General features: G+C 67.3%; 17 protein-coding genes. 13 read left to right on the top strand and 4 right to left on the bottom strand.

Annotated elements, in window-relative coordinates; translation table 11 throughout:
• The first annotated feature begins 62 nt into the window (after window positions 1-62).
• Window positions 63-473 (top strand): NUDIX hydrolase, encoded by a 411-nt coding sequence (locus ACK4FB_RS13135; protein ID WP_409753078.1) that lies wholly within the window; start codon window positions 63-65, stop codon window positions 471-473.
• Here the strand turns inward: ACK4FB_RS13135 and ACK4FB_RS13130 are convergent.
• Window positions 457-1,050, bottom strand: a complete 594-nt coding sequence (locus tag ACK4FB_RS13130) for a nitroreductase (protein ID WP_409753075.1) — start codon at window positions 1,048-1,050, stop codon at window positions 457-459. The genes ACK4FB_RS13135 and ACK4FB_RS13130 overlap by 17 nt on opposite strands.
• 137 nt (window positions 1,051-1,187) lie before the next feature.
• On the opposite strand from ACK4FB_RS13130, the gene cysE reads away from it, so the two are divergent.
• The 7 genes from cysE (at window position 1,188) to ACK4FB_RS13095 (ending at window position 7,756) form a co-directional block, all read left to right on the top strand.
• On the top strand, window positions 1,188-2,012 hold the full coding sequence (cysE, locus tag ACK4FB_RS13125; protein ID WP_409753072.1) for a serine O-acetyltransferase: 825 nt from the start codon (window positions 1,188-1,190) through the stop codon (window positions 2,010-2,012).
• Window positions 2,013-2,088: 76 nt separating this feature from the next.
• Window positions 2,089-2,301, top strand: coding sequence for a DUF3126 family protein (locus ACK4FB_RS13120; RefSeq protein ID WP_021697123.1), 213 nt, complete (start codon window positions 2,089-2,091; stop codon window positions 2,299-2,301).
• Window positions 2,302-2,379: 78 nt separating this feature from the next.
• The gene (locus ACK4FB_RS13115) at window positions 2,380-2,931 is read left to right on the top strand and encodes a hypothetical protein (RefSeq protein WP_409753069.1); all 552 of its coding nucleotides are present in this window, start codon (window positions 2,380-2,382) and stop codon (window positions 2,929-2,931) included.
• Window positions 2,932-2,991: 60 nt separating this feature from the next.
• Window positions 2,992-3,861 carry a 50S ribosomal protein L11 methyltransferase gene (locus ACK4FB_RS13110; RefSeq protein ID WP_409753066.1) on the top strand — a complete coding sequence of 290 codons (870 nt, stop codon included), beginning with the start codon at window positions 2,992-2,994 and terminating at the stop codon, window positions 3,859-3,861.
• Between the two features lie 34 nt (window positions 3,862-3,895).
• Window positions 3,896-5,701 carry an aminopeptidase P family protein gene (locus tag ACK4FB_RS13105; protein ID WP_409753063.1) on the top strand — a complete coding sequence of 602 codons (1,806 nt, stop codon included), beginning with the start codon at window positions 3,896-3,898 and terminating at the stop codon, window positions 5,699-5,701.
• Window positions 5,686-6,681, top strand: a complete 996-nt coding sequence (locus ACK4FB_RS13100; protein WP_409753060.1) for a DUF2272 domain-containing protein — start codon at window positions 5,686-5,688, stop codon at window positions 6,679-6,681. The genes ACK4FB_RS13105 and ACK4FB_RS13100 overlap by 16 nt, the downstream gene beginning before the upstream one ends.
• Window positions 6,682-6,760: 79 nt before the next feature.
• Window positions 6,761-7,756: an aldo/keto reductase gene (locus tag ACK4FB_RS13095; protein ID WP_409753057.1), complete on the top strand. Its 996-nt coding sequence runs from the start codon at window positions 6,761-6,763 to the stop codon at window positions 7,754-7,756.
• A gap of 30 nt (window positions 7,757-7,786) precedes the next feature.
• On the opposite strand, the gene ACK4FB_RS13090 is transcribed toward ACK4FB_RS13095, so the two are convergent.
• Window positions 7,787-9,271, bottom strand: coding sequence for a hypothetical protein (locus tag ACK4FB_RS13090; RefSeq protein WP_409753054.1), 1,485 nt, complete (start codon window positions 9,269-9,271; stop codon window positions 7,787-7,789).
• Window positions 9,272-9,521: 250 nt separating this feature from the next.
• Between ACK4FB_RS13090 and kdsA the strand changes: the two genes are divergently transcribed.
• Together kdsA and ACK4FB_RS13080 are read left to right on the top strand one after the other, a co-directional pair.
• Window positions 9,522-10,385 (top strand): 3-deoxy-8-phosphooctulonate synthase, encoded by an 864-nt coding sequence (kdsA, locus tag ACK4FB_RS13085; protein WP_409753051.1) that lies wholly within the window; start codon window positions 9,522-9,524, stop codon window positions 10,383-10,385.
• A gap of 27 nt (window positions 10,386-10,412) precedes the next feature.
• Entirely contained in the window at window positions 10,413-11,540 is a 1,128-nt protein-coding gene (locus ACK4FB_RS13080) for a DUF3089 domain-containing protein (protein WP_409753048.1), read from the top strand.
• Here the strand turns inward: ACK4FB_RS13080 and recG are convergent.
• Window positions 11,486-13,555: an ATP-dependent DNA helicase RecG gene (gene recG, locus ACK4FB_RS13075; protein WP_409753045.1), complete on the bottom strand. Its 2,070-nt coding sequence runs from the start codon at window positions 13,553-13,555 to the stop codon at window positions 11,486-11,488. The two genes, ACK4FB_RS13080 and recG, sit on opposite strands and share 55 nt — an antisense overlap.
• Window positions 13,556-13,636: 81 nt before the next feature.
• Between recG and ACK4FB_RS13070 the strand changes: the two genes are divergently transcribed.
• The 3 genes from ACK4FB_RS13070 to fabD all read left to right on the top strand — a co-directional run bounded on the left by ACK4FB_RS13070 (window position 13,637) and on the right by fabD (window position 18,468).
• Complete coding sequence (locus tag ACK4FB_RS13070) at window positions 13,637-13,948, top strand: succinate dehydrogenase assembly factor 2 (protein WP_409753042.1); 312 nt, start codon at window positions 13,637-13,639, stop codon at window positions 13,946-13,948.
• Entirely contained in the window at window positions 13,948-17,394 is a 3,447-nt protein-coding gene (gene mfd, locus ACK4FB_RS13065; protein WP_409753039.1) for a transcription-repair coupling factor, read from the top strand. The genes ACK4FB_RS13070 and mfd overlap by 1 nt, the downstream gene beginning before the upstream one ends.
• A gap of 129 nt (window positions 17,395-17,523) precedes the next feature.
• Complete coding sequence (fabD, locus tag ACK4FB_RS13060; RefSeq protein ID WP_409753036.1) at window positions 17,524-18,468, top strand: ACP S-malonyltransferase; 945 nt, start codon at window positions 17,524-17,526, stop codon at window positions 18,466-18,468.
• Here fabD and ACK4FB_RS13055 read toward each other — a convergent pair whose 3' ends face one another.
• Window positions 18,469-19,731, bottom strand: coding sequence for a serine hydrolase domain-containing protein (locus tag ACK4FB_RS13055; RefSeq protein WP_409753033.1), 1,263 nt, complete (start codon window positions 19,729-19,731; stop codon window positions 18,469-18,471).
• Between the last annotated feature and the right edge of the window lie 9 nt (window positions 19,732-19,740).

The following is a 19,740-nucleotide window of genomic DNA, read 5'->3' as shown; positions in this document are numbered from 1 at the left end:
GTCTCAAACCCGCATGGATCAGGAAAGCCAGAATGCGTGACCGCCCGCGTGAGGATTGCTGAATGACCCCTGTGCCCGTCGTCGGGGTGGTGTGCCTCAAGGGCGACCAGGTGCTGCTGATCCGGCGCGGCACCGAGCCCCGTCTTGGCGAATGGAGCCTGCCGGGTGGCCGGATCGAGCCGGGCGAGCGGGCCCAGGACGCGGCCTTGCGCGAACTGAAGGAAGAGACCGGCGTCGACGCGGTCATCACCAGCCTGCTGGCTGTAGTGGACGGCGTCTTTCCCGACCACGACCGTCACTATGTGATGATCGACTACCGCGCTGAATGGACGGGCGGCCAGCCTGTGGCGGGGGACGACGCGGCCGAGGCGGCGTTTCATCCGCTTTCCGAGGTGGATGAGTTGGTGGGGTGGGAGGAAACACGGCGTGTCATCCACGCCGCCGCCCGGGAAACCTTCAGTCCAGGCGGCTGATCAGGACCGACAGATCGGGCCGGTCTCGTTCCAGCGCAGGCGCGGCGGGCGTGCCCAGGTGGATGAAGCCGGCGATGCGTTCGCCCGCCTGAACGCCGAACAGGGCGGTCGCTGCGGGCTCGTAGGCATACCAGTCGGTTATCCAGTTGGCGCCGAATCCAAGGGCGTCCGCAGCGTGCAGCAGGTTCATGCAGACCGCGCCCGTGGACAACTCCTGCTCCCAAACCGCAATCTTGTGGCCCTGCACCGGTGTCGACACCACCATCACGCAGACCGGCGAGGCCCGCAGCTTGGCGAGTACAGCGACGCCTTTGGGATCCGGCGCCATCGGTTCCAGTTCAGCCGCGATCCGCGCCTTGGCCGACGCGCCCAGAATTACGAAGCGCCAGGGAGCCAGCTTGCCGTGGTCCGGCGTGCGCGCCGCCACCGACAGAATTCGCGCGATCTGGTCGTCGCCCGGGCCCGGCGCGCCGATGGTCTGGGCGGGGGTCGAGCGCCGGTTCGACAGGCGCTTCAGATAGGCTTCGGACGGTTCGGGGGCGGGCAGGGGCGCGCCGACAGGGGCGTAAGGGCTCATCCTCAATAGCTAGGCTCGCCGGTCCCATCGCGCCAGAGTCTTTCTGCGAGCCGGTCTCAATTTCCCGCTTCGGGCTTTTGCAGACTGCGTCGCAGGCCTAAGTTCCATTCGGTCAGGCCCGCGCGAAAGGAATGCTCATGGCGCAGCCACTGGAACTGGTCAGCGACCCCCCGTCACGGTGGCGGCAATTGCGCGAGGCGGCTGAGCAGGCGGCGCGCGACGAACCACGCCTGTCGTCCCTGATGAGCGCCACGATTCTGTCCCATGACGATCTGGCCGGCGCTCTCAGCTATCAGATCGCCCGCAAGCTGGGCGACGCCGAACTGGGCCCCATGAGCGTCCGCGAAGTGTGCGCCCAGTCCTTCGCCGCCGACCCGGCCATTGTCGCGTCGGCCGGCGCCGACCTGCAGGCGGTGGAGGAGCGTGATCCCGCCATCAAGTCGCTGTTGCAGCCGTTCCTCTACTTCAAGGGATTCCAGGCCATTCAGGCGCACCGCGTTTCCCACTGGCTGTGGACCCAAAGGCGCGAAACACTGGCCTTCCACTTCCAGAGCCGGATGTCCGAGCTATTTCAGGTGGATATTCATCCCGCTGCGCAACTGGGGGCCGGTCTGTTCTTCGATCATGGCACCGGCATTGTCATTGGCGAGACGGCGGTGGTGGGCGACGAGGTCTCCATGCTGCACGCCGTGACCCTGGGCGGCACGGGCGCAGAGCGCGGCGACCGTCATCCCAAGATCGGGCGGGGGGTCTTGCTGGGGGCCGGCGCCAAGGTGCTGGGCAACATCACTATCGGCGACTACGCGAAGATCGCTTCGGGCTCGGTGGTGCTGAAGCCGGTGCCCGCCCACTGCACCGCCGCCGGGGTCCCGGCGCGTCTGGTCAACTGCCCGACCGGCGAACAGCCCGCGCGCACCATGGACCACACCCTGGCCGACATCGCCTATGATTTCGTGATCTGATTTCTGTTCCGTGCGTTTGAAATGCGGTGCGGCCTCCAATAGGGTCCGCGCCTTCAAATCATAGAGGCCGTCCATCGTGAACGACACCGACATCAAGCGCATCGAGACCCATCTGAAGCGCACCTTCAACACCGGCGGCATCAACCTGAAGGCCCGCCCCAAGCAGAACGACTCCGCCGAGGTCTATGTGGATGACGAGTTCATCGGCGTGGTCTTCAAGGATGAGGACGACGACGGCTCGTTCATGTTCGAGATGGCTATCCTGGCCGAGGATCTGCCCCCGGCGTGATCGAGACGCTCCAGGCATGAAAAAGCCCCGGACGGTTCGACCGTCCGGGGCTTTGTCGTTTCAGGCGCGACCTACTTCTTGCCGAAGATCATGTCGCCGAACCGGGCGAGGAAGCCCTTCTTCGCCGGAGCGCTGCGCGACGACGAAGCCGAAGCGGCGGGCGCCGGGGCGGCCGGAGCGGCCGCGGTCGCGGGCGTCGGAGCAGCCTTCGGCGCGGGCGCCGGTGTGGGACGCGTGGCCGTGGTCGTGCGACGCGGCGCTGTGGACCGGGTCGCCGTCGAACGGGTCGCGGCGGAGGTCTTGGGCTTGGCGGCGGCGGTGCGGGCGGCGGGTTTCTTCGCTGCTGTCGCCGGCGCCTTGGCGGCCGTCGTCACCTTCGCGGCGGGCTTGCTGGCCGGCGCCTTGGCGGCGGCCTTCGGCGCGACGGACGCCTTGGGCGCCGTGGTCTTCACAGGCGCCCTGGCGGCCGTGGTCTTCGGCTTGGCGGCGGCCTTGGGCGCCGCAGCCTTTGCAGCGGGTTTCGCCGCGGTGGATTTCGTCGTCGTTGACTTGGCCGTCGCGGGCTTTTTCGCGGCGGTGGTTTTCGACGTGGTTGGACTCTTGGCCATGTATTCCCCGACCCCTCGGTGATACGAGCACGCAGGGGCGCGCTCCTGTCTTGCGATTCCACACCATACCGATGTTTGAGAAATGTCCGAGTCCGCCGTTCAAATAATTGCGCGTGGCGCGCGAAAAGCCGCCGAGGCCGCCGCCGCCGCCATCGACGCCGATCCGTTGCTGGAGGGCGCGACCTACTCGATCCTCGAAGAGGACGAGGACAAGGGCATATGGCGCATCGACGCCTTTCCCACATCGACGGATGAAGCGGACGGAATCGCCGCGCGTCTGCGCGCGCAGGGCGAGCTGCGGGTGGCGATCGAGAAGCTGGCCGACGCCGACTGGCTGGCCATGTCGCTTTCAGGCCTGCCGCCGGTGCGGGCGGGGCGCTTCTTCGTCTACGGCGCCCACGACAAGGGCCGGGTGCCGGTCAACACCGTCAATCTGATGATCGACGCGGGCGCCGCATTCGGCACCGGCCACCACGGCACCACGGTCGGCTGTCTCGTCGCCTTCGACGAACTGCTCAAACGCGAGCGGTTCGAGCGGGTGCTGGACGTGGGCGCCGGTACCGGGGTGCTGGCCATCGCAGCGGCGAAGACCGGCAGCACCGTCGCGCTGGGCACCGACATCGACAAGCCGTCCGTGCGCATCGCCAACGAGAACGCCAGGCTTAACGCCGCCCCCGCCCGCTTCGTCCACGCCTCGGGCCTGAACGACCAGACGGTGCGGGGCCATGGTCCCTATGATCTGGTATTCGCCAACATCCTCGCCCCGCCGCTGGTTGCCTTGTCACAGGACATCAAGACGTCGCTGAAACTGGGCGGCGTGGCCATCCTGTCAGGCCTGCTGCGCACCCAGGAGCGACGCGTCTCCGCCGCCTACCTGTCGCGCGGCTTCCGGCTGGAGCGCCGCATCCACCGCGACGCCTGGAGCGCGCTCGTGCTGCGCCGGGTGGGGTAGAAGCGACGGAATGATGGGCGTAAGTCATGCGCCCATGAGACAGACCTTCGACGAAACCACCGACCCGTCCTTCGGCGCGAAACACCTTCCGCTGGTCCGCGAACAACTGAAAGCCCAGAGGCTCGACGGCTTCCTCGTGCCTCACGAGGACGAGCACCAGAATGAATATCTGCCCACCGCCAATGACCGGCTGGCGTGGGTGTCCGGGTTCACCGGCTCGGCGGGAGCGGGTGTGATCATGACCGACCGCGCCGCCGTCTTTGCGGACGGGCGCTATACCGTTCAGGTGCGCGCCCAGGTGGATGCGGATCAGTTCGACATTCTGTCTTATCCCGACGACGTCCCGACCTATCTGGCCAAGTCGCCGAAGGGCGCCGTCATCGGCTATGACCCGCGCCTGCATAGCCCCGACGCCCTGGCGGGTCTCAGACGCGCCGCAAACAAGGCCGGCGCCGAGCTGAAGCCGGTCCAGATCAATCCCGTCGACGCCGCCTGGGCCGAGCGCCCGGCCCAGCCGCAAGCGCCCGTGGTCCCGCATCCGGATGAGTATGCCGGCGAGACCAGCGCCTCGAAGCGCGCGCGGGTGGGGCAGGGACTGGACGACGCGGGCGCCGACGCCGCCGTCCTGACCGCGCCGTCCTCCATCGCCTGGCTGTTCAACATCCGCGGCGGCGACGTGATCCGCACGCCCCTGCCGCTGGCCCAGGCGATCCTCAAGGCCGACGGAACCGCGCGCCTGTTCCTGGACCCCGCCAAGATCACCGAGGATCTGCCGTCGTGGCTGGGCAATCAGGTTTCCCTCGAGAAACCCGACGACCTGCCTGGCGCCATCGCCGCTCTGGCGGGCCAGCGCGTGCTGATCGATCCGGCCCAGTCCTCGGCCTGGTATTTCGATCATCTGGAAGCCGCGGGCGCGACCGTGGTCCGCGCCGCCGATCCCTGCGCCCTGCCGCGCGCCACAAAGAACCCGGTGGAGATCGAGGGCTCTCGTCAGGCCCACATCCGCGACGGCGCCGCCATCGCCAACTTCCTCCACTGGGTCGCCACCGAGGCGCAGCAGACCCTGCCCGACGAACGCGCCATTGTCGAAAAGCTGGAAGGCTTTCGCGAGGCCACCGGCGCCCTGAAGGACCTCAGCTTCGACACCATCGCCGGCGCGGGCCCCAACGGCGCCCTGCCGCACTACAAGCCTGTCACCAGCACAATCCGCCGCATCGAGACGGGCAGTCTTCTGCTGGTGGATGGCGGCGGCCAGTATCTGGACGGCACCACCGACATCACCCGCACCATGGCCATCGGCGCGCCCACGGCTGAGCAGAAGGACCGCTTCACCCGCGTTCTGAAGGGCCACATCGCCATGACGGTCGTGCGCTTCCCGGCAGGAACCACGGGCCATCAGCTGGACGCCCTGGCGCGCCTGCCTCTGTGGATGACGGGTCTGGACTATGACCACGGCACCGGCCACGGCGTGGGCAGCTATCTGGGTGTGCACGAGGGGCCCCAGCGCATCGCCAAGGCGGTGAACACCCAGCCGCTTCTGGAGGGCATGATCCTCTCCAACGAGCCCGGCTACTACAAGCCCGGCCACTGGGGCATCCGCATTGAAAACCTGCAGGTGGTCACGCCCGCCACGCCCATCGAGGGCGGCGAGCGACCCATGCACGGCTTCGAAGCCCTGACTTTCGCCCCCATTGACAGGAACCTGATCGAGGTCGGCCTGCTGACGCCGGACGAGCGCGCTTACATGGACGCCTATCACGCCCAGGTGCTCGAGAAGATCGGCCCGCATGTGGACGGCGACGTCCGCGCCTGGCTGGAGGCCGCGTGCGCGCCGCTGTAGCCGCGCTTGTCGCGCTCGGGCTGGCCGCGCCGGTTCAGGCGCAGACAGCCCGCCTGTCCCGCGACGTTTTCGATGTGATCCCGCCGTCCGAGCGTGTCTCGGGCGAGCGGGGCGCCATGCGCGTCATACAGCCTGGCTGCCGCGTCGGCCCTACCGACTGGGCGCGGCGGCGCATGGTTGATGTGGCCGTTCAGGAATGGGCCTTCTTCGGCTTCCAGACGGTTGACGCGCGCCCGGTGGAGGCGGGCCGCCTGCCCGACGGGATCGTGCCCGACGCCCTCAACCCCCGCCGCCCGGCGCCGAGACAGGCGCGCCACATGCTGCGCTTCGGCGACTGGGAGGACCGCGATCGCGTCACCGCCACGGTGGCCGGCTACTGGTCCGCCACCCCCGACGGCGCCGAGGTCATCGGCGACCAGAACCGCGAATGGCGCCGCACCGACCGCCCCATCGACTGGGTGCAGCCCTGGTCCGCTGCCTTCATAAGCTGGGTCATGTGCGAGGGCGGGCTGGGCGACATGAGCCAGTTCGCGCGCGACATCTCGCACAGGGTCTATATCGACCAGGCCATCCGCGCCCGCGACGGCCAGGCCCCCGACGCCGCCTTCGTGGCCCACGACGCGGGCGAGGCGGAAATCCAGCCCGGCGACCTGCTGTGCAACGCGCGCGGTTCGGCCAGCTATCGTACTCTCGCCGATCGCCGCCGCGACACGGGCGAATACGCCCCGCTTCACTGCGACATCGTGGTGCGGATAGACATGGAGGCGGGCCTGTTCCACCTGATCGGCGGCAACGTGATGAACAGCGTCACCCTGACCATCCTGCCGGGCGTGCGGGACGGCGATCATCTGCGCCCGCTGACCGAGGACGACCTGGACGGCGCTCGTACAATGTTCGCCCATCTGAAGCTGCGCGCGCCCGCGATCGAGCCGAACGCCCTGGACGCCACCCCGACCATTCGGGCCATGAACGCGCCTTGAACCACGCGCAGGCGGCGCCCAACTGAAAGCGGCCGGCGGCGACCATCACCGCCTCCCCACATCAGCAGGAGAGCGCCCCGTGAAGACGCGCAAACTGGGCCGGAACGGTCCCGAGGTTTCAGCCATCGGTCTGGGCTGCATGGGCATGAGCGCCTTCTACGGCGGCCGCGCGGACAGCGAGGCGGAGTCCGTCGCCACCATCCACCGGGCGCTGGATCTGGGCATCACCCTGTTCGACACCGCCGAAATCTACGGCCCCCACACCAACGAGGACTTGGTGGGCAAGGCGCTGGCCGGGAAGCGCGACCGCGCTTTCATCGCCACCAAGTTCGGTATCCGCACCGACTATGTGGCCGGCGGCGGCATCCCGCTGGATGGTTCGCCCGCCAATGCGCGCCGGGCGGTGGAGGGCAGCCTGCAGCGCCTCGGCGTCGAGACCATCGATCTCTACTATCTGCACCGTGTCGACCCGGCGACGCCCATTGAGGAAACCGTCGGCGAAATGGCCCGCTTCGTGGACGAGGGAAAGGTCCGCTTCCTCGGCTTGTCCGAGGCGTCCGCGGCGACCCTGCGCCGCGCCCATGCGGTGCACCCCATCACCGCGCTGCAGACCGAGTACTCCCTGTGGACCCGCGACGTGGAGGACGAGATTCTGCCCACGTGCCGCGAACTGGGCGTGGGCTTCGTGCCCTACAGTCCGCTGGGCCGCGGCTTCCTGACCGGGGCGCTGCGCTCGCCGGACGACTTCGAAGATGGGGACTCCCGCAAATCCAACCCCCGCTTCCAGGGTGAGAATTTCGCTCGCAACCTGCGACTGGTGGACGAGGTGAAGGCCATCGCCTCTCGCAAGGGCGCCACGCCGGCCCAACTGGCTCTGGCATGGGTGCTGGCGCAGGGTGAAGATCTTGTCCCCATCCCCGGCACCAAGCGCGTGGACCGCCTGGAGGAGAACGTCGGCGCTCTCGATGTGAGCCTGACTCCTGACGACCTGTCCCGTATCGAGGCGGTCTTTCCGGCTGGCGCGGCCCAGGGCCAGCGTTACCCCGAAGCCGCCATGTCGGCGCTGAACGGCTAGGGATCAATGCGCTCAGCGGCCTGAGATGCGTCAGACCGAAGGACGCCCGATTTTTTCCTCATCAATGAGGGCTTCGACAGTCGTTCGGAACAGGGAGATGTCCACTTCGAAAGGATCCCTGCCGCCGCTCCTGGCGTCCAGCCTGACTTCCTTGCGGGGGGTCACCCGGCGAAGATTCTCTGTCCACACTTCCAGTTCGGACGAGAGGCCCCAGGTGTTGTGATAGGTGACGCCGGGTTTGTGCCGAAGCCCGCTCGGCACAAGCGCGGCCGCCCCCTGCATGGACACAAAGAAATCCGCCTCGCCGCACAATTTCAACTTGTCGCGGTAGGGAAGGGTAAAGGCTTCAATCACCTCAACCGGCTGGGGCGCTAACGCCATCTGCTCGCGCATGAATTCGCGGACCTTTCCGGCGATGAATTTGTCCTTGGGGGCCGCCGAAAGCGGCATGGGCGACCAGCCATCGACGATCAGTCGGAAGCGGTCGTCGAAACGGGCGGTCAGGACGCTCAGCAACTCATGAAAGACCTCGGCCTGATTCTGGATGCGGCCTTTCTCGATTTCGACTGAAAACCAGACGGTGATGTGATCCGCATGGCGAAGCGCTTTCCTTGTGTCGGGCCATTCGAGGGCTCGAGACGTCCGGTCGGCATAGTCGACCACGCGCTTCCTGAGGCTCTCGGACATGTTGTGACCCGAGCGCATAAAGCGCTGCACAAACAGATTGCGGTCGATCGCCAGACGGTTGACGTCGGCAAGCGGGACGTAGGCGACCTGAACAGACGAGGGCACGTTGAACAATTCGTCCGCCGGGATGAAGGCGTAGTCGGTCGGCACGATGAGATAATCCAGAGTTTTCCAGAATCGCGCCAGCCGATCGGTCTCCTCCAGCTTCTGCAAGGCGCCCAGGCTCTCGAGCAGATAGTGCGTGGGACGCTCGTCGCCGACCACGCATGCCGTTTTAGAAGGCCGATTGACGGAAAGATGCCTGTAGAAATCGAGCCCACAGGATCGCACCAGCCTGACGGCGGCGTTGACAAAATTATAAGGGTCTTCCTTGTTTTTGACGATGTCGATCATGACCCTTCTTGAAGGATACATCAAAGTCATCGGCTTTGATCCGAGGCAGCCCAGTATTATCGGTTCATCTTTGAATGAGAAAAAGAATAGCTGATACTTTCTGAATATAAGAGATTTCGTTGAAGCCAGAATTTTTCCATTGATCGGATCAAATACACGAAGCTGGCCGGCCCGGATGTTCCGTTCAATCTGGATGGCGCTGCCCGCGCTGGCGCCAAAAAAGGCGATTGCTTTCGCCCTCATTTCCTCATTGCAATACGGATCCAGCACATGAGCTGCCCCGGTATCGCCGGCAAGGGATCCTGCGGTCCAGGTTCGCTCGCCCGCATCCATCTCCCGTCGTATGACCGCAATGGACTTGCGAAGGGCCGCGATCGCTCGGGGCGACATCTCTGTGCTGCGGGCTGAGCGCGAGGGGAGTTCGTCTAGAGGCATTCGGGTTGTGCTCCTGGGGCCCGGGCTTGAGCTGGCGGTCTGTGGCGATTCCGGGCGCCCGCGTACTTGTGACCTCTTACAAAGGCGACCGGCCTTCAACAACCGGACGATGGATCCGTCGGGATCTTGTCGCGGTTCCCATTGGCCGGAAGCGCGCATCTGTTGCAATATGGAGTGCGGGGCGCCACGTGGAGCGCATTCACGATCTGCGCATGGACGACACGCGCCCTGACCAGTTTTGAGGAACACCATGAAGCCCAACGCCGTGATCGAACTCTCAGAAGGCTTGTCGCGTCCGGTGCGCATCGGGGGCGGCGCGCGCATCGTCTTCATCGCCGGGCCATGCCAACTGGAAAGTCGTCAACACGCCCTCGAGATGGCGTCGGCGCTCAAGGAGATCGGCGAGCGGCTGGATGTGGGGATCATCTACAAGACCAGCTTCGACAAGGCCAATCGCACCTCGGCCAACGCGGCGCGGGGATTCGGGCTGGAAGGGTCGCTGCCCATCTTCGCCGAAATCCGCGAGACGCTCGGCCTACCGGTACTAACCGATGTGCACACCGAGGAGCACTGCCGCATCGCCGGGGAGGTGGTGGACGTGCTGCAAATTCCGGCTTTCCTGTCGCGCCAGACCGACCTGCTGATCGCCGCTGCCCGGACCGGCAAGGCCATCAACATCAAGAAAGGCCAGTTCCTGGCTCCCTGGGACATGAAGAACGTCATCGCCAAGGTGACGGGCGCCGGAAACCCGAACGTCATGGCCTGCGAGCGCGGCGCCAGCTTTGGCTACAACACTCTGGTGTCCGACATGCGGGCCCTGCCGATCCTGCGCGACATCGGCTGTCCGGTGGTGTTCGATGCTACCCACAGCGTGCAGCAGCCGGGCGGGCAGGGTACGTCGTCGGGCGGCCAACGCGAATTCGTGCCTGTCCTGGCCCGGGCGGCTGTGGCCGTGGGTGTGGACGCCGTATTCATGGAGACGCACCAGGATCCCGACAATGCGCCGTCGGACGGTCCCAATATGGTGCCCCTGGACCAGTTCGAGGCCCTGGCCGCCGACCTGATCGCCTTCGACGACCTGGCCAGAAGCCAGGCGGCCAGGAAGGCGGCGTAGGTCGTCTTGGGCGAAAAGGCGTCCGGCTTGCTCATCCGCCGCATCATCGGTTCGACCCTGATCGGTCTGGTGGCGCTGGTCGTCATCGCCATTCTGGTGTGGCGCGGCGACATTCTTCGCTCCGGTCTCGACCCAGAGATGCCCTTCCAGACCTACGAGCCGCCGCCGGCGGCTGACTATGCCGAAGCATCAGCTTGGGCGCTGAGGGACGCGGGCCGCGAGGATGGCGCAGCTGTCTTTTTCATTCACTCCACGACCTATGACGGCGGGGATCACTGGAACGCTCCCGTCGACCAGCGTGAGGCGGAGATATGGCTGAATCGTTCGGTCCTTCCCAATCACGCGGCGCTGTTCGCACGATCGGGAGCCCTCAGCGTTCCCCGGTATCGTCAGGCCAGCCTCTACACCCGACTGACGATCCGGGAGGATGCCCGCGAGGCCCGGGCGTTCGCCTATCAGGACATCTCGGCCGCCTTTGACGCCTGGCTGGCTCGCAACCCGGATGGCCCCATCATTATCGCCGGTGTCGAGCAGGGGGGCGAATTAGCCGCCCGGCTGCTGCGCGAGCAGGTGGGACCCAATGAGGTCCTGCGGGCACGTCTGGTGGCGGCCTATCTGATGGACTCGGCTGTGCCAGCGGATGAATACGAACCGGACGCACCCCTGCCTGCCTGCCGCGATCGGGCGGAAACGGGCTGTGTCTTCGGATGGGTCCAGATTCGCGAGATGGATGAGGACGCACTGCGACGGCTGCATCGTCGCGCGATGGGATGGTCAGACAGGGGCGGGCTCGAACTGTTGGGGAGCAGGCCCTACCTCTGCGTCAATCCTGTCCTTGGCGCACGTACGGATCGCCGAGCGGAGATGCGCGAACATCTGGGCGGTGCGAACGCTACGGACCTGGAGTGGGGCGTTCGTCCCGCGTTCCTGACACGCCAGGTGTCGGCGCAGTGTCAGGATGGTGTTCTGCGTTATTCCCGGTCGGCTTCCGACGTGTTCAGACCGACGGGATCCTGGGCGGATCGCAGAAAAGCCCCTTCGTACAATCTATTCTACGCGGATCTTGAAGCCGATGTGGAACGTCGCCTTCACGCCTGGCGTCAGTCCGCCGATGGGCGGTCGGCACGCCAGTCAAACAACGCCTCCAGCACCTGAACAGCCTTCCCTCGCTCCGAAGCCAGGTCGGGGTCGCGGGTCAGGATCAGGCGGGCGTCGTCGGACGCCGCCAGGATCAGTTCGCGGTGGCGCACGGGATCGGCGAAGCGGTAGGCTGGAAAGCCGCTCTGTTTCAGGCCCAGCGGATCGCCGCCGCCGCGCAGTCGGAAATCCTCCTCCGCGATCTCGAAGCCGTCCTCCGAGCGGCGCAGGACGTCCAGCCGCTCGCGCGCCACCTCGCCCAGATCGCCGTACAGCAGGATGCAGGCGCTCTGTTTCGAGCCGCGTCCCACGCGTCCGCGCAATTGATGCAGTTGGGCCAGGCCGAAGCGGTCGGCGTGCTCGATGACCATGATGGTGGCGTTGGGCACGTCGACGCCAACTTCGACCACGGTCGTGGCCACCAGCACCGGCACATGGCCCTCGGAGAAGGCGGTCATGACGCTCTCGCGGTCGGCGCCGTTCATCTGGCCGTGGGCGAGGCCCACGTTCAGGCCCAGATGGGCCCGCAACTCCACAGCCCGCGCCTCGGCCGCCGCCAGATCGACGGCCTCGGACTCGCCCACCAGCGGGCAGATCCAGTAGGCCTGCGCGCCCTCGGCCACCGCCGCCTTGAGCCGGTTCGCCACCTCGTCGATGCGCGCCAGCGGCAGGACCGCCGTGGTCACGGGCGTGCGACCGGGCGGCTTCTCGCGCAGGCGGGACACGTCCAGATCGCCGTACTGGGTCAGCTCCAGCGTACGCGGGATGGGGGTGGCTGACATGGTCAGCAGGTGCACGCCTCCCTTGCCCTTGCCCTTGGCCTGCAGCCGCTGGCGTTCGTTGACCCCGAAGCGGTGCTGTTCGTCGATGACGGCCAGGGCCAGGTCGTGGAAAGCCACCGCGTCCTGGAAAAGGGCATGGGTGCCGATGGCCACCTGGGCTTCGCCCGAGGCCAGAGCGGTCAGCTTGGGCCGTCTCTCCGCCGCCGTGTCCCGTCCGGTCAGCAGAACGGCGTGCACGCCGGCGCTCTCCAGCATGGGGGCGAGGCGCTGGTAGTGCTGGCGAGCCAGGATTTCCGTGGGCGCCATCAGGGCGGTTTGCCGACCGCTGGCGGCCGCGTCAGCCACGGCGATGGCCGCCACCGCCGTCTTGCCCGAACCCACATCGCCCTGTAGCAGCCGTCCCATCTGTTCGCCGGAGGCCAGATCGGCGCGGATTTCCACAACGGCCTGTTTCTGGGCGCCGGTCAGTTCGAAGGGCAGGGCGGCCAGCACCTGTTCGGACGCCGGACCGGGCGTGATGACCGGGGCGCTCACCGTCTGTCGCGACTGGCGTCGCCGGGCCAGAGCCAACTGGTGGGCGAGCAGTTCGTCATAGGCCAGCCGAAGGCGCGGCGGGGCGTCCGGTGACAGGTCCGCCTCGGTCTGGGGATTGTGCAGGGCCTCCAGCGCCGCGCGCCAGGCGGGCCAGCGTCTGCGTTCGATCCAGGCGGGGTCCTGCCACTCGGGCGGATCCGGCGCGGTCTTCAGCGCCTCCAGCGCCAGACGGCGCACGATCCGGCGCGCCAGCCCCTCGGTGGAGGGATAGATCGTTTCGGCGAGGGGGATGTCGCCGGCGGCCTCGGCCTTCACAACATCCGGGTGGAGAATCTGGATCTCGTTGTTGAATATCTCCACCTTGCCGCTGATGACGCGCCGTTCGCCCGGCGGGAGCAGCCGTTCCAGATGCGGGCCGCCCCGGAACCAGATCAGGTGCACGAAGCCGGTAGGGTCCGAGGCCCGCACTTTCCACGGCGCGCCGATCTTGTGGGGGCGGATGTGGCGGTCGATGACCACGTCCAGGATCGCCGCCTCGCCCTCAAGGGCCTGATCCGCCGTGGTGGCGCGACGATGCACGAGGCCGGTCGGAGCCAGGAACAGAAGGTCGCGCACCAGCGGGCCGGCCACCCGGGTGATCTGGGGGGCGACCTTGGCGCCCACGCCCTTCAGGGTCGTGACCTCGGCGAACAGGGGAAAGAGAATCTCGGGCCGCATTTGAGGAACATAGCCGGTGGCGAAGCGCCTGTGGGAACGCTATGTGAACGCCCTTGTATGTTTTGACGGAACGGAATGACCGTGGCCGAGGAAATCGCACGTCCGCAAGCGCGTGAAGAGCGCCTGAAACGCCTGAGCTTCCGCGCCTGGCGGCGGGGTTTCCGTGAGGCGGACATGGTGCTGGGCCCCTTCGTGGACCGGATCGCCGTCGACTATTCTGATGCGCAGCTGGATGTTCTGGAGGCCTTGGTGGCCAATGAGGATCAGCCGCTCTACGGCTGGATCATCGGGCGTGAACCACCCCCGGCCGAGTTCGACACGCCGATCCTGACGGACATTCGCGCCTTCATGGCCGAGCATGTGGCCGTGGCGGTCCGGAAGGGCATCGGTTGATGGACGGTTCGATCATCGCCATCGACGACCGCGAGCTGTCGGGCACGCCCGAGGGGCTGGACGCCCGCCTGCTGGCCGAGCATCTGGCCGGGACCGGCGGCGCGGCCCTGTTCGTGGCGCGGGATTATGCGCGGGCGGGCGCCTTTGTGCAGGCGTTCCGCTTTTTCGCCCATGACGTTGACGTGCTTGAGTATCCGGCCTGGGACTGCCTGCCCTACGACCGGATGAGCCCGACGCCGGCGGTTTCGGCCCAGCGGATGGCCGCCCTGACCCGGCTGGCCCGGCGGCCCCCTGAAGACAGAACATCGCTGCTGATCGTCGCCACGGTCGGGGCGGTGACCCAGCGCACCCCGCCGCGCGAAGCCACCACGGCCGCCGCCTTCGAGACCCGGGTGGGCCGCGAACTGGATACGGCGGCGCTGGCAACCTATTTCGCCGTCAACGGCTACGTGCGCGCCTCCACCGTGTCGGAGCGGGGCGAGTACGCCATCCGCGGCGGCGTCATCGACGTGTTCCCGCCCGGTTTTGAAGAGCCCGTCCGACTGGACATGTTCGGGCAGGAGCTTGAGTCGATCCGCTCCTTCGATCCGGGGACCCAGCGCTCGACCCAGCAACTGAAGGCCGTTGAGCTGTCGCCGGTGTCCGAGGTGCTGATGGACGCCGAGGCGGTGTCGCGGTTCCGCCAAGGCTATCTGAACCTGTTCGGCGCGGCGGGCGACGATCCCCTCTACGCCGCCGTCAGCGCCGGCGCGCGGCGTCAGGGCGCGGAGCATTTCCTGCCGCTGTTCTATGAGCGGATGGAGACCTTTTTCGATTATCTGCCAGAGGGTTCAGCCGTTTTCCTCGACCACAATGTGGAGGATGCGCGTGGCGAGCGGCTGACGCTGGCGCGCGACGCCTATGAGTCCCGGCGCGAGGCGTCTCAGGGGCGGGGCGGGTCGGCCTACCGCGCCTTGCCGCTGGACCGGCTGTATCTGGATGACGAGGACTGGCGCGGGGCTCTGGCGCCGCGTCCGATCCGGCGGTTCACCCCGTTCCAGCGAGACGGCGAAGAAACTGGCGGCCGGCTGGGCCGCAACTTCGCCGCCGAGCGGGCGCAGGACAGCGTCAATCTGTTCGCCGCCGTGGCCGACCACGCCAAGCGCCTGAAAGAGCAAGGCCAGCGCGTCCTGTTCGCCTCGTGGACCGAGGGCTCGTCGGACCGCCTGTCCGCCATGCTGACCGACCACGGGCTGGACCACATCGTCGCCGTGCGTGACTGGCGGGATGTGAAGGCGGCGCCCGAGGGGCTGTACCTGCGCGCGGTGCTGCCGGTGGACACCGGCTTCATCACCGACGACCTGGCCGTGATTTCCGAGACCGACATTCTGGGCGATCGCCTGGCGCGGCCGCGCCGGAAGCGCCGGGCGTCCAACTTCCTGGCCGAGGCCTCGGCCCTGACCACCGGCGATCTGGTGGTGCACCAGGACCACGGCATCGGCCGCTATGAGGGACTGAAGACCCTGGAGATTCAGGACGCCCCGCACGACTGTCTGGAACTGCTCTATGCGGGCGACAGCAAGCTGTATCTGCCGGTCGAAAACATCGACCTGCTGACCCGTTACGGGACCGATTCCGACGGGGTCCAGCTGGACCGGTTGGGCGGAGCCGCATGGCAGGGTCGCAAGGCCAAGGCCAGGGAACGCCTGCGCGACATGGCCGAGGGTCTGATCGCCCTGGCCGCCAAGCGCGCCCTGCGCACCACTGACGCGGTGACCCCGCCGCAGGGCCTGTTCGACGAGTTCTGCGCCCGCTTCCCCTATGAAGAGACGGACGACCAGCTGAACGCCATCGGCGACGTGCTGGAGGATCTGGGCAAGGGCCAGCCCATGGACCGGCTGATCTGCGGCGACGTGGGCTTCGGCAAGACCGAGGTGGCCCTGCGCGCGGCCTTCGTGGCGGCCATGAGCGGCATGCAGGTGGCCGTGGTCTGCCCCACGACCCTGCTGTCGCGCCAGCACTACAAGACCTTCACCGACCGCTTCGCAGGCTGGCCGGTCACGGTGCGCCAGCTGTCGCGCATGGTGCCGGGCAAGGAGGCCAACGAGACACGCGCGGGCCTGAAGGACGGCTCGGTGGAGATCATCGTGGGCACCCACGCGGTGCTGTCCGAACAGGTCGGGTTCAAGAACCTGGGTCTGGTGATCGTGGACGAGGAGCAGCACTTCGGCGTCAAGCACAAGGAGAAGCTCAAGAACCTGCGCGCCGATGTGCACCTGCTGACCCTGACCGCCACGCCCATTCCGCGCACCCTACAGATGGCCCTGACCGGCATCCGCGAGATGTCCATCATCGCCACCCCGCCCGTCGACCGTCTGGCCGTGCGCACCTATGTGGCGCCGTGGGATCCGGTGATGGTGCGCGAGGCCCTGCTGCGGGAGAAGTATCGCGGCGGTCAGGCCTATTACATCGCGCCGCGCCTGTCAGACCTGCCCGACATCGAGAAGTTCCTGCGCGAGCACGTTCCTGAAGTGAAGTTCGTGGTGGGTCACGGCCAGCTGGCGCCGACCCAGCTGGAGGAGGTCATGGGCGCCTTCTACGACGGGTCCTATGATGTGCTGGTCTCCACCACCATCGTGGAATCGGGCCTCGACATCCCCACGGCCAACACCCTGATCGTGCACCGTGCCGACATGTTCGGCCTGGCCCAGCTGTATCAGATCCGGGGGCGGGTGGGCCGGTCCAAGGCCCGCGCCTTCGCCTATCTCACCACCGATCCGAAGAAGCCCATGACCCTGTCCGCCGAGCGGCGCCTTCAGGTGCTGCAGTCACTGGACAATCTGGGCGCCGGCTTCCAGCTGGCGAGCCACGATCTGGACCAGCGCGGCGGCGGCAATCTGCTGGGCGACGAACAGTCGGGCCACATCCGCGAGGTTGGGGTCGAGCTGTATCAGCAGATGCTGGAAGATGCGGTCGCCGAGCTGCGCGAAAAGGGCGAACAGATCCCCGATCGCGGCTGGTCGCCCCAGATCAATGTGGGGGCCGCCGTATTGATTCCAGAGAGTTACGTGCCAGACCTGAATGTCCGCCTCAGTCTGTATCGCCGCCTGTCGGACGCCGAACAGTCCACAGACCGCGAAGCCCTGGCCGCCGAACTGATCGACCGGTTCGGTCCACTGCCGGACGAGGCGGCGCAACTGCTGCGCATCGTGGAGATCAAGGCCAACTGCCGCACGGCCAACATCGCCAAGATCGACATGGGGCCGCTGGGCACCGTGCTGACGCTGCGCAACGATACCTTCCCCAATCCCATGGGTCTGGTGGGCATTATCCAGAAGAACCCGGCGGCGTGGAAAATCCGGCCCGACCAGAAGATCGTGGTCAAGGGCGACTGGCCCACGGCGGAAGATCGGCTGAAGGCCGCTGAGCGCATGACGGCGGCGCTGGCGAAGGTGGCGGCGGGCTAGGATCTTCGCACGGGCCGGCTGTCCGGTGTTCTTTTCACGGCCATGTGGACTTCACCGGACTCTGCATGTCATCGCTTGCCCGGATGTCGACCATGACCTAACCCTCCGCCAAATAACGAGGAGACGATCATGACGTTGGCCCTTCTTTTCCCCGGTCAGGGCAGTCAGAGCGTGGGCATGGGCGCCCAGCTGGCCGACGCCTTTCCCGCCGCCCGCGAGGTGCTTCAGGAAGTGGACGACGCCCTGGGTCAGAAGCTCAGCATGATCATGCGCGAGGGCCCCGAGGATCAGCTGACCCTGACCGAGAACGCCCAGCCGGCCCTGATGGCTGTGTCGCTGGCGGTGATCCGGGCGCTGAAAGTGGAGTTCGGGGTGGACGTTTCGCGCGCCGCCTTCGTGGCCGGGCATTCGCTGGGCGAATACTCGGCGCTGGCGGCGGCGGGGGCCCTGTCGGTGGCGGACACCGCGCGCCTGCTGAGGCTCCGCGGCCAGTCGATGCAGAAGGCCGTGCCCGTGGGCAAGGGAGCTATGGCCTCGCTGATCGGGCCCAAGTCCGACCTGGCCCTGGCCGAGGAAGCGGCGAAGGCCGGCTCGTCGCTGGGCGTCTGCGTCGTGGCCAACGACAACAACAACGGTAACGTGGTCATCTCCGGCGAGAAGGCCGCCGTGGACCGGGCCATCGAGAAGGCCAAGGAACTGGGCGCGCGCGCCATTCCGCTGAACGTCTCGGCGCCGTTCCACTGCCCCCTCATGCAGCCGGCCGCCGAAGCCATGGCCGACGCCCTGACCGACGCGAAGATCGTCGTGCCCTCCGTGCCGGTCGTCGCCAACGTCACCGCCAGCCCCGAAACCGACCCTGAAGTGATCCGCCGCCTGCTGGTGGAGCAGGTCACCGGCCGCGTGCGCTGGCGCGAGTCCATGGAATGGATGGCCACCGAAGGCGGCGTGCTCCGGTTCGCCGAGGTGGGCGCGGGCAAGGTCCTGACCGGCATGGCCAAGCGCATCGCGCCGGACGCCGAGAGCGTCGCCCTGAACGGGCCGGAAGAGCTGGAAGCGTTCGCCCGGTCGCTGTGATCAGCCTGCCGCGATGTCCGTCGCGATGGCCGCGCGGATGTCGCCCGCCACCGGGGCGGACTGGCCGAACTGCTGCAGCATGATGGTCCCGGCGGTGCGGCGCACGGGGTCGAGCCAGCCTTGGGTGCCCGCCGCGCCGCCCCAGCCGAACTCGCCGGGCGTGTCGCCGTCAGGCAGGCCGATGCCGCCGCCGAATCCGAAGCGGAAGGCTCCGTTTTCGGGGTTCACGCCTTCGGGCAGGATGTCGGTGCGGATGAGGCGTGCGGTTTCGGGTGCCATGACACGGACCCGGCCCGCGCGCCCGTCGTCCAGTATGGTTGTCAGGAAGGCCAGATAATCGCGGGTGGAGGACACCAGCCCGGCGCCGCCCGCGAACAGGGTGACCGGCTCGGCGTAGGCGGTCTCCGCGACCGGATCGACCACCTGGCGACCGCCGTCGGCGTAGTTGTAGAGGGCCGCAAACCGGCGACGTTCGCCGGCGCCGCGCAGGCGCCAGACGGTGTCGTCCATGCCGATGGGGTCGAACAGACGGCGCTGCACGAAGTCGGGGAAGCTCATGCCCGAGGCCCGCTGGATGACCAGCCCCAGCACGTCCAGCGAAATGGAATAGAGGTATTCCGTGCCCGGCTCGTACATCAGGGGGATGTCAGCCAGCGCCCGGGCCATGGCGTCCAGATCGCGCACCTGGGGGGCGTCAATGTCGCGCGGCGAAAGGTTGTAACCGGTGACCGGGAAGATGCCCGCCCGGCTGTAGGCGTTGGCCACGGGCTGGTCGCCGAAGAAGTGATAGGTGAAGCCCGCCGTGTGGGTCAGCAGGTGGCGGACCGTCATGGTGCGCGTCGCCGGACGGGCGTCCAGGCCGCTGGTCCTGTCGATCACGACCGTCATGTTCGCGAACTCGGGGATGAATTCGGCGACGGGCGTATCCAGGGTCAGGATTCCGTCCTCGATCAGCAGGGCGGCCGCCGCCCCGGTGACAGGCTTGGTCATGGAATAGATGCGCCACAGGGTGTCTTCGTCCGCCGCCGCCGCGCCGTCGAAATCCAGCGATCCGGCCTCCAGGAACACGTCCTGTCCGTCGGGCATGCGCACGCCCACGCTGATTCCCGGCACGTGGCCCGCCGCCACATGCCGATCCATGGCCGCTTGCGTTGAGGGGAGCCGGCGCGCCGCCTCGGCGGGCGTGATCCCGTTCGCGCAGCCCGCCAGCGCCAGGCCCGCACCGGACAGCAACAGATGGCGCCGGTTCAGATGGATGGTCATGGCGAGCCT

Origin of the sequence: Brevundimonas sp. (genome assembly GCF_046299535.1) — a bacterium.
Taxonomy (GTDB): Bacteria; Pseudomonadota; Alphaproteobacteria; order Caulobacterales; family Caulobacteraceae; genus Brevundimonas.
Note: the sequence above shows the minus strand (reverse complement) of the source record. Positions and strands in the feature narration are given on the sequence as shown.